Source organism: Cellulomonas sp. CW35, from assembly GCF_052378485.1.
In the GTDB taxonomy this organism is placed as follows: Bacteria; Actinomycetota; Actinomycetes; order Actinomycetales; family Cellulomonadaceae; genus Cellulomonas; species Cellulomonas uda.
Window position 1 is genome coordinate 1,132,476 of sequence record NZ_CP199000.1, and the last position, 14,403, is coordinate 1,146,878.

Here is a 14,403-nt window from a genome sequence, read left to right on the forward strand (position 1 = left end):
CCACAGGGGCGAGGGCTCCCGCCGGGCGCCGCTCGGATCCAAGGCCGGCTCTCTCAGCCGGACACTCGGCTGGTCGGGCCGGGCGCCTCAGCGCCCGGCCCGACCCGGGTCACAGACCCAGCGCGTTGAACGCGTCGAGCGCGCCCTGCCAGGCTGCAGCCGAGTCCGCCGACTTGTCGACGTCGACCTTCGTGATGGCGTCGCCAACCGTCTGGTGGATCGAGAAGTAGTTCGGGCCCTTGAACGGCGTGACCTTGATGGCCTTGTAGCGGTTGCCGAAGATCGTGCCGACCGGCGCGTTGTTGAAGAAGTCGTTCTTCGCGCCGGTCAGAGCCGGGTCGGTCAGCGCCTCGGTCTGGCTCGGGAAGGTGCCCGCGTTGAGGAACGCCTTGATCTGGATCTCGGGCGAGGTGAGCCACGCCGCGAGCTCCTTGGCCGCCTCGGCGTTCGCGCCCGCCGCCGGGACGGTCAGGTACGAACCGCCCCAGTTGCCGCCGCCGCCGGGGAAGACGTCAGCGATGTTCCAGCCGGTGATGCCGCCCGAGTTCTGCTCGATCGGACCGGTCATCCACGCCGGGCAGAGCATCGTCGCGAAGCCGTTCTTCTGGAACGCAGCGGTCCAGTCCTCCGACCACTGGCCGAGGTGCGCGGAGAGCTCCTGCACCTGGGCGCCCGTGACGGTCTCGTACAGGCCCTTGACCTGGTCGTTCTCGGCGAGCGGGATCGGCGTGCCGTCCGTGTTCTCGTACGCGGCCTCGAGCTGGTTGACCATGCCCTGGTAGATGGCGTTGGCCGAGTCGAACCAGGCGCTCTCCGACTTGTCGACGAACGTCTTGCCGACCTCGAAGTACTTGTCCCACGTGGCGCCGTCGCCACCGAGGAGCTCGGCCACCTCGGCCGGGTCGCTCGGCAGGCCGGCCGCCTCGAACAGGTCGGAGCGGTAGCAGATGGCCTCGGGGCCGACGTCGGTGCCGTAGCCGATGAGCTTGCCGTCAGCGGCCGTGGCCGGCTTGGTCTTGAACTCGAGCCACCGGCCCTCGACCTCGTCGGAGTTCAGGTCGAGGAACTTGTCGGACGACTGGACGAGCTCGGGGAGCCAGTCGATCTCGATGGCCTCGACGTCCGCCAGGCCCGCGCCACCGGCGGCGAGCTTGGTCGTCAGGTTGGTGCGGGCGTCCTCCGCCTTGGCGGCGACCGTCTGCTTGACCGTGACGTTCGGGTGCGTCTTGGTGTACTCGGCGAGGAGCTCGTCGGTGTAGCCGAAGTTGTTGAACGTCGCGACGGTCAGCGTGATCGGCTTGCTGTCCTTGGTCGCGTCACCCGTCGACGCCGGCTTCGGGTCGTCGGACGAGCACGCCGTCGCCAGGAGGGCGATGCTCGCGACCCCGGCCGTGGCGGCCAGGAACTTCCGTGTGGTCTTGCGCACTGTGACTCCCTTGTCATTCGGACGGCTGCCATGCCGTACCTCTCGGGGTCGCCTCCGCGGCCGGACACGTGCCTCCGAACCACGTCGGCGTGGGTCTGAGAGACCCCGCCTGGGAGCGCTCCCCTCCGCAGTCTGCGGGAGCGTTCCCACGCGCTGGGTGACACCTTCGTCGGGCGGGTCCGAGGTGTCAAGGAGCGTGGCGTCCGAAATACGCGTGGTAGCGATTCCACGACAGTGTTACCGCAGGTCAGAGCGCACTTCCACGATTCCCACGTTACCGAATCGTTACGGCGTGGAAGCGGTACCGTGACCAGTGCGTCGGATCCCCGCCGCACCCGCTCGGGTGACCCGGGCGCGGGCGTCCGGCACGGGACGCCCGGTCAGGCCAGTCGAGCGGCCGCGGCGGCCGCCTCCGCGGCCAGTGCCGTCCGGATCGCCCGGGCGGTCGCGTCCTCGATCGCGGCGCCGAACAGCGGGACGGAGGCATGCAGCTCTCCGTCGTAGCGCACCGCCGTGGCGCCCGTGCCGTGCGCGACGAGCGTCGCCCGCCCGGTCAGCCGCACGGGCGCCCCCGCGACCTCCACGAGGACCGTCCCGACCCGCTCGCCGGTCTCGTCCGGCCGCTCCCAGGCCTCGACCTGCCGCACCTCGATGCGCCCGCCGACGAACCCGCGCAGGTGTGCGGGGATCTGGTCGGCGGGCAGCGCGCGCCGCGTCGTGACCGTGAACGCACCGACCGGGTCGCCCGCGACCTCGCCCGTGACGTCCGCCTGCTCGCACGTCGCGCCAGACGCGACGACCTTCTCGCGCGCGAACGCGGGGTCGGCGAGCAGGCGTGCGGCCGCGCGCGGGTCGGTCGGCAGGACGATCGTCTCGGTCAGGCGCACCGGGGTCTCCTTGGTCGGTCGCGCCGCAGGCGCGGCGCGTCGAGCCTAACGAGCGCCACCACAGCCGTACGGCGCAGGCCGCGGTGCCTGGCGGCCGGTGTCCCGCGCGCCGCATAGGCTGGGCGCCGTGTCGACCCTGAGCGTGCTCGTCGAGCGTCACGGCTCCCTGTCCGGTGCGGACCTCGAGTGGCTGCACCTGCTCGTGGGGGACTGGCAGGTCGCCTCCGACCTGGCGTTCGCCGACCTGGTGCTCTGGCTGCCGACGACCGACGGCGACTTCGTCGCGGTCGCGCAGTGCCGCCCGTCGACGGGTGCCACGGTGCACTACGACGACGTCGTCGGCTCGCGCGTACCCGAGGGGCAGCGCCCGCAGCTGCGGCGCTCGCTCGACGAGCGCCGCCAGCTCCGCTCGCGCGAACCGCGCTGGTTCGGCTCCTACGCGGTCCGCGAGGAGGCCGTGCCGGTCGTGCGCGACGGTCGTGCGATCGCGGTGATCGCCCGCCAGACGAACCTCGGGGGTGCGCGCACGCCGAGCCGGCTCGAGCTCAACTACGTCGAGGCGGCCGACGACATCTTCGCGATGATCGCCAACGGCGAGTTCCCCGCGCCCGACGCCCCGACCGGCCCGCGCCGCGGTGCCCCGCGCGTGGGGGACGGTCTCGTCCGGCTGAACTCCGAGGGTGAGGTCCTCTACGCGAGCCCGAACGCGCTGTCGTGCTTCCACCGGCTCGGCGCGCTGGGTGACCTCGTCGGGCGCTCGCTCGTCGAGGTCACCGCGGACCTGATCCCCGAGCAGCGCGCGACGGTCGACGAGTCGATGCCGCTCGTGCTCATGGGCCGCGCGCCGTGGCGCACCGACGTCGAGGTGGGTGGGGTGGTGCTGTCGCTGCGGGCGGTGCCGCTCACCGAGAGCGGGCAGCGGATCGGTGCGGTGCTGCTGTGCCGTGACGTGTCCGAGCTGCGCCGGCGCGAGCGCGAGCTCATCACCAAGGACGCGACGATCCGCGAGATCCACCACCGCGTGAAGAACAACCTGCAGACCGTGGCCGCGCTGCTGCGGCTCCAGTCGCGCCGCATGACGTCGCCCGAGGCGCGCGACGCGCTGGCGGAGGCGATGCGTCGGGTCGCGACGATCGCGCTGGTGCACGACTCGCTGTCCCAGACGATCGACGAGAGCGTGCCGTTCGACGACCTCGTCGGGCGCAGCCTGCGGCTCGCGGCGGACGCGGCGTCCGCCGGCGCGCACGTGCGCACGACGGTCACGGGCACGTTCGGCTCGGTCCCGGCCGAGGACGCCACCGCTCTCGCGCTCGTGCTCACCGAGCTCGTGACGAACGCCGTGGAGCACGGGTTCGACGGGCGCACCTCCGGCACCGTGGAGATCGTCGTCGAGCGCGACGACGACGCGCTGCGGGTCACGGTGCTCGACGACGGCTCGGGCATCCCCGAGGGGCGCGGCGCGGGCTCGGGGCTCGGCACGCAGATCGTCCAGACGCTCATCACCAACGAGCTGCGGGGGACCATCGAGTGGCGGCCCCGCCCCGAGGGCGGCACCGCGGTCGAGGTGTGCGCCGAGCTGCGGACCGGGCGCGACGCGGCCCAGCTGGGCTGAGCGCCGGCGTCCGGTCGGGGTCGCTCGGCGGGCTCACCGGGCAGGGACGACGAAGGGGCCGGCCGCGCGTGCGGCCGACCCCTCCGGGAGATCGTGTGCGTCGTCCGACCCGGACCGGCTCGGCCGGTGCGGCGACCGGTCAGCCGGCGCGGCGCTGGCGAGCCGTGCGGCGCTTGAGCGCGCGGCGCTCGTCCTCCGAGAGCCCGCCCCACACGCCGGCGTCCTGGCCCGTCTCGATGGCCCACTTGAGGCATGTGTCGACGACGTCGCAGCGACGGCAGACCGCCTTGGCCTCCTCGATCTGGAGCAGGGCGGGGCCCGTGTTCCCGATCGGGAAGAACAGCTCGGGGTCCTCGTCGAGACATGCTGCGCGGTGGCGCCAATCCATGGAAATCTCCTTGGGCGCACGACAGCGACGGCGCCAGGATGAGGGCGCGCGCCGTCATGGCGGTGTCGTGGGGGTTTGACCGGCGGTTTGACCGGGGGTTTTGACCGGGGGCTGGGTGATGAAACCTGCTGCATCAAGGTTCACACCCGTTCACCTCTTCGCACAAGGGGTTACGAGTTGGTTTCGACTCAGTGACGGATGAGGCGTTCATCACACAGATTCGCGCTCGCCACGCCGCTCTCGGAACGATTCGGGCATCGCGGGTGGGGCTCCTGGGCGGTCGTCCGGTTCGGCTCGGGCCGTCCGTGTGGTATGCGATCCGCGTCACCGCGCGCGGCGCACGCCTCGGCCACGGGACCCGTGCCGCCCGCCGCCCCGTAGTCTCGGGCGCGTGAGCCCGTCCCGCCGCCCGACCACGCCGTCCGGCCCCCGCGAGGGAGGCCGCCGCCCGCCCGCGCCCGCGCGGCAGCCCGACCCCGCACCCGCCCGCCCGCCGCTGCTCGCGGTCGTCTGCCTCCTGACGCTCCTCGAGGCCGCCGCCGCGGTGGGCCTCGCCGTCGCGTGGGTCGTCGACCTGGTGAGCGGCGTGTCGGTGCGCCCGGCCGCGACGGTGTTCCTGGTGGTGTTCGGGCTCGCGGTCGCACTCGTGCTGGCCGCCTCGGCGCGCGGGCTGTGGCGCGGCCGGCGCTGGGCGCGCTCGCCCGTCATGACGTGGCAGATCATGCTCGTCGTCCTGTCCCTCGGATGGGTCGGGGCCGACCCCGCACCGTGGGCATGGGCCGTGCTCGCCGTCGCGCTCGTCGTGGGGGTTGGCCTCCTGCTGCCTCCCGTCGTCGCGGCCACCACCGGCCGTGCGGGGGACGACGACGCCCCGGGTACCACGAGGGGTACCGCGGGGCGTCGCTGACCGGCGCACGCCGGCTCGGGGCTCAGACGCTCACTCGACGCTCAGCGCCGCGACCGGCCGGGTGCGCACCGCGGAGCGCGCCGGGATCACCGAGGCCGCGAGGCCCGCGAGCAGCGCGACCGCGACGATCACGACGAGGTCGAGCCACGGCACCGTGAGACGGGCCTCGCCCAGCGACTCGAACGCGATGGCCGCACCCGCCCAGCCGTACAGCAGGCCGAGCAGCGCCCCGAACAGGCCACCGACGCCCGCGATGAGCGCACCCTCCGTCGCGAGCGACAGCCGCAGCTGACCGCGCGTCAGGCCGATCGCCCGCAGGATCGCGGACTCCCGTCGCCGCTCGATGACCGACAGCGACAGGGTGTTCGCCACGCCGATCAGCGCGATCACCACGGCGACCGCGAGCAGGCCGATGACGATGGCGAGCAGCGCGTTGATCACCTGCTCGTACTGCGCCCGCTCGGAGGCCGCGCTCTCGATCGACACGGACTGCGAGGACAGCTCGCTGCGCACGGAGTCGACCACCTCGCCGGCGGCGGCATCGGACGAGACCATCGCCCACACCCTCGTCGTCGCGTGGTCCCCGACCACCTTCTCGAACGTGGCAGGCGTCAGGTAGACGTCGCCGGTCCGCGGGCTGTCGACCACGACGGCGTCGACGGTCGGCGCGTCCGTCGTGGGCTCGCCGTCGACCGTGTCCTGCGCCGCGCGGATCGTCGTCGAGGAGGATCCCAGGTCGACGGGCAGGACCACGGCGCCGTCGCGCAGGGCCGCCGGGACACGGTCGTCCCGCAGGACCTTCGCGGCCTCGGGGGTGACCTCCCACGCCGTCATCCACCGGTCGTCCCCGAGCGTCACGTCCGCGCTGCGCACGAGCGCGGTCCGCTCGATGCCCTCGACGCCCGCCACGGTCCGCGCCACCTCGGCGCTCACCCGGTCGCCGTCGGTGGGCGCCACCGTGATGTCCACGAGGTAGTGCGCGTCGAGCTCCGCCGCTGCCGAGAGCCGGGCGCTCGCGGCACCCGTCGACATCATCGCGACCAGCGTCACGCCGATGAGCAGCGCGGTGCTGGTGGCGGCCGTGCGCCGCGGGTTGCGCACCGAGTTGACCGCCGCGAGACGTGCGGCGGCGCCGCTGCGGCCCAGGGCCCGGCCCATGAGGTCGACGACCCGCGGCACCCAGAACACGGCGCCGACGAGCACCCCGACGAACGAGACCGCGCCCCCCAGCATGCCGAGACCCAGCCAGATCACGGCGTCGTCCGAACGCGTCCGCGCACCGACGATCGCGAGCGGGAACGCCAGCGCCCCGCCGACCGTCAGGACGAGCGCGAACGCGAGCCGCAGCCTGCCGGCGCGCGAGCCGACGTCCGGTGCGTCCATGGGACGCAGCGCGACGATGGGGCTCACCTTGGTCGCCGCACGGGCGGGGACGAGGGCGGCGAGCAGCGTGACGGCCGTCCCCACGAGCAGGGGGACGATCACGACGACGGGCGTGACCTGCACGTACTCCGGCAGCGGCACCTCCTGCTGCACGCCGCGCAGCACCGACAGCGCCACCTGCGCGAACACGGTCCCGAGGACCACGCCCGCGACCGAGGACGCGACGCCGAGGATGCCCGCCTCGAGCAGCACGGAGCGCCGCAGCTGGCCGCGGACGGCGCCCACGCAGCGCAGCAGCGCGAGCATCCGCGCCCGCTGCGCGACGAGCACCTGGAACGTGTTCGAGATGACGAGCGCGGCGACGACGAGCGCGACCGCCGCGAACCCGAGGACGATCACGACGATGACGTTGTCGCCGTCCGCGAGCTCACGGATGCGCTCGTCGCTCGCCTCGTCCTTGGTCAGCACGCGCACGTCGTCGGACAGCGCCTGGAGCGTGGCCTGGACGGCTGCCGTGTCCTTCGGCGCGTGGACGATCATGCCCTCGTCCCACACGAACTCCTCGTCGAGGTCGCCCCACGTCTGCAGGGCGCCCAGGGTCACGAGCGACGCGCCGCCGAACCTCGTCCACGCGCCCTCGGGGTCGCTGGTCAGGCCGGTGACGGTCGCCGGCACGACCTTCTCGGTGCCCTCCTGCGTGTCGTCGTCCCACACCCAGTAGCGGACGTCGACCGTGTCGCCGACGGCCACCCGCAGGCGCTTCGCGGTGGCCTCGGGGAGCGCGATCTCGTCGTCCGTGGCGGGCGCGACGCCCTCCTCGACGCGGAGCGCGCCGAGGTGCGGGTCCGAGGGCACGGGGACGAGCAGCTGCCAGCTGCGCTGCGCGCCCTTCTGGAGCTCGGCGCCGCTCGCGGCCAGCGGGTCGGCGGCGACGACGCCGGGCGTCGAGCGGATCTTCTCGTGGATCGCGCCCACGTCGCCCTCGACGACGAGGTCGGCCTGCGCGAGCTCGGCCGTCACGGCGTCATAGCTCGAGCGCGTGATGACGCCACCGGTGAGCAGCGTCGCGGCGACGAAGCCCGTGCCGATGGCGGTCGCGATCGCGGCCGCGGTGAGCCGGCCCAGGCTGCGGCGCATCTGGGCGAGGGTGAGTCGCAGCATCAGGCACCCACACCGTCGGCGACGGGCGCCTCGAGCGCGCGCAGGGCGTCGAGGCCGGCGAGCACGGACTCCGGGGTCGGGTCCGCGATGTCGCCCGCGATGCGACCGTCGGCCAGCAGCACCACGCGGTCGGCGTAGGCGGCGGCGGTCGGGTCGTGCGTGACCATGATGACCGTGCGGCCCAGCTCGCGCACCGAGCGGCGCAGGAACGAGAGCACCTCGGCCCCCGAGCGCGAGTCGAGGTTGCCGGTCGGCTCGTCGGCGAACACGACGTCGGGCCGCGTGATGAGCGCGCGCGCGATCGCGACGCGCTGCTGCTGACCGCCGGACAGCTCGCTCGGGCGGTGCGTCAGGCGGTCGCCGAGACCGAGCGTCGCCGTCAGCAGGTCGTACCAGTCCGGGTCGACGCGACGGCTCGCGAGCTCGAGCGGCAGCGTGACGTTCTGCGCCGCGGTGAACATCGGCAGCAGGTTGAACGACTGGAACACGAACCCGACGCGGTCACGACGCAGCCGCGTCAGCGAGTCGTCGTCGAGCGAGGTGATCTCGGTCTCGCCCAGGCGGACCGAGCCGGTGGTGGCCTGGTCGAGCCCCGCGAGCAGGTGCATGAGCGTCGACTTGCCGGAACCCGAGGGGCCCATGATCGCGGTGAACGCGCCCGCGGCGAAGTCGACGTCGACGCCGTCGAGGGCGCGCACGGCGGCGGCACCCGAGCCGTACGTCTTGGTCAGGCCACGCGCCGACGAGGCGGGCGCGCTCCCGGGCGTCGGGGCGGCGGGGATGGAGGTCACGGTGCTCCTCGGTTCGTTCCGGTGGGGACGCGACCACGCTAGGCAGCGGCCGTCGGCCGCCTCGTCGGCCCCCGGTCTCGACGTGGGGTGCCGCGGTCATCCCGTGGCATGACCCGGCGTGCGACCGTGGGTGCGCCGTCGGGTGGGCCCGCGCTCAGGTCCCGGGCGTGACCAGTCCCGCCTCGTACGCGGTGACGACCGCCTGCACCCGGTCGCGTGCGCCGAGCTTGGCGAGGATGCGCCCGACGTGCGTCTTGACGGTGGCCTCGGCGACGAACAGGTCGCGGCCGATCTCGGTGTTGGACCGGCCGCGCGCCATGAGCAGCAGGACCTCGCGCTCGCGCTCGGTGAGGTCGTCGACGGCCGCGCGAGCGGGGCTCGGCGGGCCGTCCGGCACGGCCTCGGGCAGCGCCGAGACGAGGTGCTCGATGAGCCGGCGCGTGGACGACGGCGCGATGACGGCGTCGCCGCGGTGCACGGTGCGGATCGCGGTGAGCATCTCCTCGGGCGGCGCGTCCTTGAGCAGGAACCCGCTCGCGCCCGCGCGGATCGCGGACATGACGTACTCGTCGAGGTCGAACGTCGTCAGGACGATGACGCGCGGTGCCGGGTCGGCGTCCGTGCCGCGCGCGATGATCTGCGCGGTCGCCTCGAGCCCGTCCATCGTCGGCATGCGCACGTCCATGAGCACCACGTCGACGCGACCGAGCGCGGTGCGGGCCGCGGGGTCGAGCGCCCGGACGGCCTGGGCACCGTCGCCCGCCTCCAGCACCACCTCGAGGTCCGGCTGCGAGTCGATGACCATGCGGAAGCCCGCACGCACGAGCTGCTGGTCGTCGACGAGCGCGACGCGCACGACGTCGCTTCGGTGGGCGCTCGGCTGCTCGGTCACGGGCGTGCTCCTCGGGTGTCAGGCGTCGGGTGCCGCGGTGCGCGGACGGTCGGGGAACGGCAGTCGCGCGCGCACACGGTAGCCGCCGCCGGGCCGCGGACCCGCGGTGACCGAGCCGCCGAACATGGTGGCGCGCTCGTGCATGCCGCGCAGCCCCTGCCCGAGCCCGTCCGTGCCCGCGGACGCGCCCCGGCCGTCGTCGGTGACGTCCAGCTCGATCGAGTCGGGCCGCCACTGGACGACGACGGTGACGCGCGGTGCGGGCCCCGCGTGCTTGAGCACGTTCGTGAGGGCCTCCTGCGTGATGCGGTACACCGCGAGCCCCACGCCGGGCGGCAGCGGGCGCGGCTCGCCCATCCGCACGAGCGAGACCTGGGCGCCGCTCGCGCGGACCTGGTCGACGAGCCGCGGGATGTCGGACTCACCGGGCTGGGGCGCGACCTCGGTCAGCGGTGCCTGGCGCAGGACCCCCGGGCCGTCGGCGGTCGCGCGCAGCCGCCCGTCGGGCTCGCTGCGCAGCACGCCGAGCAGGCGGCGCATGTCGGTGAGCGCGGCGCGGCCGGTCTCCGCGATCGTCTCGAGCGCGCGTCCCGCGGCGCCCGGGTCGGACTCCGCGGCGTAGCGGCCGCCGTCGGCCTGCGCGATGACGACGGACAGCGAGTGCGCGACGATGTCGTGCATCTCGCGCGCGATGCGCGCGCGCTCGGCCTGCGTGGCGAGCTGCGCCTGCTGGTCCCGCTCGTTCTCGAGGCGCACCGCGCGGTCGACGAGCGCCTCGAGCGTCTCGCGGCGCGAGCGACGCACGAGCCCGAACGCCCACACGGTGAGCGAGCTGGTGCCGATGAGCAGCGCGGCCACCGTCACCACGGGCGCCGTCATGTCGGCGACGAGCCGCAGGGGGAGCAGCACACCCGCGGCGAGCGCGCACGCGATCGCCGCGCGGTGCGCCCACACGGGGCCGTGCACGGTGACCGAGTAGAGCGCGACGAGCACCGCGAGGTCCCCGGGCAGCACCGTGGGGGCGACGACGAGCTGCGCCAGGCCCACGGCGTACACGGCGCCGGCCGATGCGACGGGCTGCACCCGCCGCCACGCGAGCGGGGCGACGAGCAGGAGCGTCCAGCCGAGCATGGCGTCGGACGACGGCGCCATGCCGACGCCGGTCACGAGCGACAGTGGGCTGACCACGACGAAGAAGAGGACGGCACCGACGGCGTCGACGACGAACCGGTGCGAGTCCTCCCAGCGCAGCAGCCGGTCCCACGTGCTCACCCCGCGAGCCTAGGGCGGAGCGCGCACGCTCGTCGTACCCCCGCAGGCGGACGGTCGCGCGGGCCGCTACGACGTGGGTCGCGGGTCGCTCACCCCTCGGGGCGTCCGGCGCGGCCCGCGTCGGACGCCGCACGAGCCACCGCCGGGTACGTGCGTGCACGCACACCCGGGCGCATCTCACACCCGTCGACGTGCACCCGTGGGCCGCGAGTCCTGGCGGTGGATACCAGGGCGTGACCTAGCATGGGGCAATGACCCAGGTGCTTCTGGCGGAGGACGACCCCGCTATTGCCGAGCCTTTGGCCCGGGCCCTCGGACGTGAAGGCTATGACGTCCGCGTGCAAGGGACCGGTCAAGGCGCCATCGACGGGGCCGCCGCCGCGGACCTCGTGGTGCTCGACCTGGGGCTCCCGGACATGGACGGCCTCGACGTCGCCCGCGCCATCCGCAACCAGGGCCTCACCACGCCCGTGCTCGTCCTGACGGCGCGCGCCGACGAGGTCGACCTCGTCGTCGGGCTCGACGCGGGCGCCGACGACTACGTGACCAAGCCCTTCCGGCTCGCCGAGCTGCTGGCGCGCGTGCGGGCGCTGCTGCGCCGCACCGCCGTCGAGGCGGGCGACGAGGACGAGCTGCACGCGCAGAACGTGCGCGTCGACGTCGCGGCCCACCGCGCGTTCCAGGGTGAGCGCGAGCTGCACCTGACCGCCAAGGAGTTCGACCTGCTGCGCGTGCTCGTCGCGTCGGCCGGCACCGTCGTCGCGCGCGACACGCTCATGCGCGAGGTGTGGGACTCGGACCCGACGGGCTCGACCAAGACGCTCGACATGCACGTGTCGTGGCTGCGTCGCAAGCTCGGCGACGACGCGAACGCGCCGCGCTACATCTCCACCGTCCGCGGCATGGGCTTCCGGTTCGAGACCGGGCCCGTGCCCGCCGGCGGCTGAGGCCGGCGGCGCGTGCGTCGTCGCGTCCTGCAGGCGACCATCGCGGCGGTGACCGTCGCGGTGGTGCTCCTCGGCTTCCCGCTGGCGTTCCTCGGTGCGCAGCTCGTGCGCGAGAACGAGGTGCAGCGGATCGAGACGCGCGCGCAGTCGGCCGCGCGTGCGGTGGACTTCCGCATCGGCCTGGGCATCGAGCTCAACGACCAGATGTTCGAGCCGTTCGCCACGGGCAGCGAGGGTGACCTGCCCGCCTCCGTCGTGGTGCACGCACCCGACGGCACGGTCTACCAGGCGGGGGAGCGGGTCGACGGCCGCACCGAGTCGGTGCGGGCGCTGTCCGACCAGGGCGCGGTCGTCGTGCTGTACGTGTCCTGGTGGGAGGTGTTCTGGCTCGGAGCGCGCGTGATCGCGCTCGTCGTCGTCGCGGCCGTCGTGGCGTTCGCCGCGGGCATCGCGATGGCGATCTGGCAGGCGAACCGGCTCGCGGCGCCGCTGGTCTACCTCGCGGCGTCGGCGGAGCAGCTCGGCTCGGGCCAGGTGCGGCCGCAGCTCGAGCCGTCCGGCGTCGAGGAGATCGACCTCGTGGCGTCCGAGCTCGCGCGCAGCGCCGACCGCATGGCCGGCCGGCTCGCGGCCGAGCGCAAGTTCGCCTCCGACGCGTCCCACCAGCTGCGCACGCCGCTCACGGCGCTGTCGATGCGGCTCGAGGAGATCATGCTCGCGTCGGACGACGAGGAGGTGCGTGAGGAGGCCCGCATCAGCCTCGAGCAGGTCGAGCGCCTCGTGCGGGTCGTGGACGACCTGCTCATGGCGTCGCGCCGGGCCCAGGGCGGCACGACGGAGGCGGTCCGGCTGATCGACGTCGTGCACCAGCAGGAGGAGGAGTGGTCGGCGACGTTCGAGGCCGTCGGGCGCCGGTTCGTCGTCGAGGTGGACGCCGCGACGCAGGTGCTCGCGACGCCCGGTGCGCTCGCGCAGGTGCTCGCGACCCTCATCGAGAACTCGCTGCGGCACGGCGACGGGACGACGACCGTCCGGTCGCGCTCCGGCGGACCGTCGGGCACGGTCGTCGTCGAGGTCGCGGACGAGGGTGAGGGCGTGCCCGACGAGCTCGCGGGGCGGATCTTCGAGCGGGACGTGACCTCCGGGAAGGGCACGGGCCTGGGCCTCGCGCTGGCCCGCGACCTCGCGTCCGCCGACGGCGGGCGCCTCGAGCTCGCGCAGCGGCGGCCCGCGGTGTTCGCGCTGTTCCTGTCCGGCGTGCCCGCGTCGCTGCGCCCCGACGTGGTGCTCCCGCTCGGCGCGGTCGTCTCGTCGCGCCCCGACCGCCGGCGGCGCTGAGGCCGCGGCGCCGGACGGCGACGGGCGTGTGTGGCGTTCCGCACAGCCCGATCCGGGGCGAACGGGGTCAGGTGCGCCCGCGCCGGTCCGGGCCACCGGCGCGGGGCGCGTTGCGGACACCTGCGGCGGAATCGCCCGCGAGGGTCGCCCGGTAGGGTGTGGGGAACCTTTGCGCCCCCGCCCGGAAGGACGCGCGTTGTACCGCCTCGCTCCCGCGACCCAGAGCTACGCCTGGGGCTCGACGACCGCGATCCCGCAGCTGCTCGGCACCGAGCCCGACGGCCGTCCCGTGGCCGAGGCCTGGTTCGGCGCCCACCCGCTCGGGCCCGCCCGCCTGACCGGCGCCGACGCCGAGCGCCTCGACGCGCTGGTCGCGGCCGACCCCCGCGGGGCTCTCGGGGAGGACGTCGTCGCGCGGTTCGGCCGGCAGCTGCCGTACCTGCTCAAGGTCATCGCCGCGGCCTCCCCCCTGTCCCTGCAGGTCCACCCGTCCCGAGCCCGGGCGCACGCGGGCTACGAGCGTGAGGACGCCGCGGGCGTCCCGCTCGACGCGCCGCACCGCAGCTACCGCGACCGCAACCACAAGCCCGAGCTCGTGTTCGCGCTCTCGCGGTTCGAGGCGATGGTGGGCTTCCGTGCGCCGCGCCGCGCCGCGGAGCTGCTCGTCGGGCTCGAGTCGACGCTTGCCGAGCAGCTGCACAAGATCCTCGCCGACGACCCGACGCCCCAGGGTGTGCGGACCGCGTTCGAGTGGCTCCTCGCGCCGCACACCCGCCCGCACCCCGACGACGTCGCCGAGCTCGCCCGCGCGTGCCAGCGCCGCCTCGACGCCGGCTCGCCGTCACCCCGCACGGACGGCACGGTCGTGCGCCTCGACGCCCAGTACCCCGGCGACCCGGGTGCCGTGACGTCGGTCCTCCTCAACCCCGTGACGCTGCAGCCGGGCGAGGCGCTGTTCGTCCCCGCGGGCGCGGTGCACGCCTACCTCGAGGGGCTCGCGGTCGAGCTCATGGCGAACTCCGACAACGTGCTGCGCGCGGGTCTGACCGCCAAGCACGTCGACCTGCCGGAGCTGCTCGACAACCTCGACGTCGTCGCCGCCCCGCCGATCCGCATCGCGCCCGAGCACGTGTTCACCGCGACCGCGGTGTACTACGCACCCGTCGACGACTTCGAGCTGTCGGTCACCACGCTGGCGGACGACACCGAGACCGTGCGCCTGCCCGGCCGCGGGCCGCGCATCCTGCTGTGCCTCGACGGGACGGTCGAGCTGCACGGCGAGCACGACGGGACGCTCGAGCTCGTCACCGGGCAGTCCGCGTTCGTGCCCGCCTCGGACGGTCTGCTCACGGCGCGCGGCACGGGCCGCGTCGTCCAGGCGGACGTGCCCTGACCCGAC

12 protein-coding genes are annotated in these 14,403 nt (G+C 74.3%); 5 read left to right on the top strand and 7 right to left on the bottom strand.

Annotated elements, in window-relative coordinates; all coding sequences use genetic code 11:
* Positions 1–109 precede the first annotated feature (109 nt).
* Complete coding sequence (locus ACT17Q_RS05335; RefSeq protein ID WP_444665032.1) at positions 110–1,426, bottom strand: ABC transporter substrate-binding protein; 1,317 nt, start codon at positions 1,424–1,426, stop codon at positions 110–112.
* A gap of 380 nt (positions 1,427–1,806) precedes the next feature.
* Entirely contained in the window at positions 1,807–2,313 is a 507-nt protein-coding gene (locus ACT17Q_RS05340; protein WP_094180541.1) for a DUF2505 domain-containing protein, read from the bottom strand.
* Between the two features lie 127 nt (positions 2,314–2,440).
* Between ACT17Q_RS05340 and ACT17Q_RS05345 the strand changes: the two genes are divergently transcribed.
* A complete protein-coding gene (locus ACT17Q_RS05345; RefSeq protein WP_141321212.1) occupies positions 2,441–3,925 on the top strand; it encodes a sensor histidine kinase in 1,485 nt (494 codons plus the stop codon).
* Positions 3,926–4,064: 139 nt separating this feature from the next.
* On the opposite strand, the gene ACT17Q_RS05350 is transcribed toward ACT17Q_RS05345, so the two are convergent.
* The gene (locus tag ACT17Q_RS05350; RefSeq protein WP_013883096.1) at positions 4,065–4,313 is read right to left on the bottom strand and encodes a WhiB family transcriptional regulator; all 249 of its coding nucleotides are present in this window, start codon (positions 4,311–4,313) and stop codon (positions 4,065–4,067) included.
* Positions 4,314–4,704: 391 nt separating this feature from the next.
* Between ACT17Q_RS05350 and ACT17Q_RS05355 the strand changes: the two genes are divergently transcribed.
* On the top strand, positions 4,705–5,220 hold the full coding sequence (locus ACT17Q_RS05355) for a hypothetical protein (RefSeq protein WP_244937762.1): 516 nt from the start codon (positions 4,705–4,707) through the stop codon (positions 5,218–5,220).
* Positions 5,221–5,250: 30 nt separating this feature from the next.
* On the opposite strand, the gene ACT17Q_RS05360 is transcribed toward ACT17Q_RS05355, so the two are convergent.
* The 4 genes from ACT17Q_RS05360 to ACT17Q_RS05375 all read right to left on the bottom strand — a co-directional run bounded on the left by ACT17Q_RS05360 (position 5,251) and on the right by ACT17Q_RS05375 (position 10,719).
* Positions 5,251–7,764 (bottom strand): FtsX-like permease family protein, encoded by a 2,514-nt coding sequence (locus tag ACT17Q_RS05360; RefSeq protein ID WP_444665033.1) that lies wholly within the window; start codon positions 7,762–7,764, stop codon positions 5,251–5,253.
* A complete protein-coding gene (locus ACT17Q_RS05365) occupies positions 7,764–8,555 on the bottom strand; it encodes an ABC transporter ATP-binding protein (RefSeq protein WP_141321216.1) in 792 nt (263 codons plus the stop codon). Before ACT17Q_RS05365 ends, ACT17Q_RS05360 begins: the two co-directional genes overlap by 1 nt.
* A gap of 154 nt (positions 8,556–8,709) precedes the next feature.
* Complete coding sequence (locus ACT17Q_RS05370) at positions 8,710–9,447, bottom strand: response regulator (RefSeq protein WP_094180537.1); 738 nt, start codon at positions 9,445–9,447, stop codon at positions 8,710–8,712.
* Positions 9,448–9,465: 18 nt separating this feature from the next.
* A complete protein-coding gene (locus tag ACT17Q_RS05375) occupies positions 9,466–10,719 on the bottom strand; it encodes a DUF7134 domain-containing protein (protein WP_268534961.1) in 1,254 nt (417 codons plus the stop codon).
* A 251-nt stretch (positions 10,720–10,970) separates the two neighbouring features.
* Between ACT17Q_RS05375 and ACT17Q_RS05380 the strand changes: the two genes are divergently transcribed.
* The 3 genes from ACT17Q_RS05380 to manA all read left to right on the top strand — a co-directional run bounded on the left by ACT17Q_RS05380 (position 10,971) and on the right by manA (position 14,397).
* On the top strand, positions 10,971–11,666 hold the full coding sequence (locus ACT17Q_RS05380) for a response regulator transcription factor (RefSeq protein ID WP_094180535.1): 696 nt from the start codon (positions 10,971–10,973) through the stop codon (positions 11,664–11,666).
* Positions 11,667–11,678: 12 nt separating this feature from the next.
* Positions 11,679–13,004 carry a sensor histidine kinase gene (locus tag ACT17Q_RS05385; protein WP_094180534.1) on the top strand — a complete coding sequence of 442 codons (1,326 nt, stop codon included), beginning with the start codon at positions 11,679–11,681 and terminating at the stop codon, positions 13,002–13,004.
* Positions 13,005–13,200: 196 nt separating this feature from the next.
* A complete protein-coding gene (gene manA, locus ACT17Q_RS05390; RefSeq protein ID WP_444665034.1) occupies positions 13,201–14,397 on the top strand; it encodes a mannose-6-phosphate isomerase, class I in 1,197 nt (398 codons plus the stop codon).
* Positions 14,398–14,403: the final 6 nt, after the last annotated feature.

Bases quoted from the DNA above. Each gene is read 5' to 3' on its own strand.
- ACT17Q_RS05380 (WP_094180535.1), top strand. From the start codon at position 10,971: ATGACCCAGGTGCTTCTGGCGGAGGACGACCCCGCTATTGCCGAGCCT.
- ACT17Q_RS05350 (WP_013883096.1), bottom strand. From the start codon at position 4,313: ATGGATTGGCGCCACCGCGCAGCATGTCTCGACGAGGACCCCGAGCTG.
- ACT17Q_RS05360 (WP_444665033.1), bottom strand. From the start codon at position 7,764: ATGCTGCGACTCACCCTCGCCCAGATGCGCCGCAGCCTGGGCCGGCTC.